The organism is Nocardia sp. JMUB6875 (genome assembly GCF_041154655.1).
Taxonomy (GTDB): domain Bacteria; phylum Actinomycetota; class Actinomycetes; order Mycobacteriales; family Mycobacteriaceae; genus Nocardia.
Genome location: NZ_BAAFGR010000390.1, coordinates 1 through 1,451, shown reverse-complemented (window position 1 = coordinate 1,451; position 1,451 = coordinate 1). Strand labels below are relative to the sequence as shown.

At 72.0% G+C, this 1,451-nt stretch carries 1 protein-coding gene; it reads right to left on the bottom strand.

Going from position 1 to position 1,451, the window contains the following annotated elements; all coding sequences use genetic code 11:
- On the bottom strand, positions 1-1,320 hold a 1,320-nt coding region (locus ACAM49_RS40160), incomplete at its 3' end, for an alpha/beta fold hydrolase (protein ID WP_369640736.1).
- Between the last annotated feature and the right edge of the window lie 131 nt (positions 1,321-1,451).

The window sequence follows — 1,451 nt, the reverse complement described above, 5'->3', positions numbered from 1 at the left end:
GGGCATGAGGGAGGCGGCGGGCCAGGCGGAGCAGGCCATCCGGTCGATGGCGGCCACCTTGCCGAAGACCGGATATTGGGTGGCCCAGGCGGTTTCGAGGGCCTTGGCCTTGTCGGGGGTGGAGGGTTCGTGGTTGTCGCTGCAGCGGTTGACGAATTCGCCGTCGGTGGCGACCGAGGAGGCGGCGCGCAGGGTGTAGTTGGTGAGCGGGCCGCGGTCGCCGCGGCCGAGGGCGGCCAGCGCGTCGGCGAAATCGGTGACCTGCTGATTGCCTTGGGTGCGTGAGTCACCCAGGAAGCCGCTGAGCGTGGTGACCAGCGCCGACGCCGAGAGATCGCCGAATTGCCCGGCCCCGGCGCGGTTCACGAGGTCGATGACGGCCGCGCGCGGATCGGCGCCCAGCGAGCAGTTCAGCGAGGCGCACCGCTGCGCGAACGCGGTGAGCGCGGCCTCCTGCCCCTTCACCTTCTGCTCGGCCCGCCCGTTGGCGTCGAGCCCGACGGCCTGCGGCGAATCCAGCACCAGCCGCCCGAGATGCTGCTGCCCGTACTTGCGCGCGTAGTTCAACGCCACATTCGCCCCGGTCCCGGTGCCCAGCAGCGCGATGTGCTCCACCCCCAGCTGCTTGCGCAACTGCTCGATGTCGTCGGCGGCGTGCGGCGCGTCGAAGGTGGCCTGCGCGGGCGCCAGGAAGTCCAGGCAGGCGACGGTGGCATTGCGCCCGGCGGTGCTCATGGCATCGACGGGATCGGTTGCGCCCCGGGTGAATTGGCCCTGATCGGCGATGATCTTGCGCTGCGGGTCGGTCATGCAGGTCACCGGCTGGGAGCTGCCGATCCCGCGCCGATCCACCGCGATGATGGGCCGCGCCGCCAGCAGCGCGCTCGCGTTCCCGGCCGCCAGCCCGGCCAGGGTGGCCGTCGAGGACCGATCCGATCCGGAGGTGAGAATGAGCGGCGCGGCGTCCTTGGGCGTCCGGTCGTACCGCGCCCGCATGGCCGCGTTGCGGAAGTTGCCCGCCACGTTCCCGGCCACATCCACCTGCGTGGTGTACTCGGCGCATTCCAGCACCAGCCCCTGCGGCGGCGCGCCGAGCGAGAGCAGGCTGAACGTCGGTGCGGTGCAGTCCTTCCAGGCCAGTTCGGTCTTGGGGACCTCGGGCGCGGGCGGGGCGGCGTCGGGCGCGGTGGTGGTGACGGCGCCGGCCTGATGCGGTTTCTCCACGGCGACCGCGGGCCGGTTGGACGGCCCCGCCCCGCAGGCGGTGGTCACCAATACCGACAGTGTCGACGCCAGCAGAGCGGCCCGAGTCCAGCGCATGCGCTACAGCCTGCCAGGTCCGGCACGCGGTTTCAGCCTCGGGTGTGCGCGCGTTCCCATCGGGTCAAGATCGTGCCGTCACCGTCGAGCAGCAGGTGACGCGGGACCATGGGGGTGGGCAGGGCCTTGGG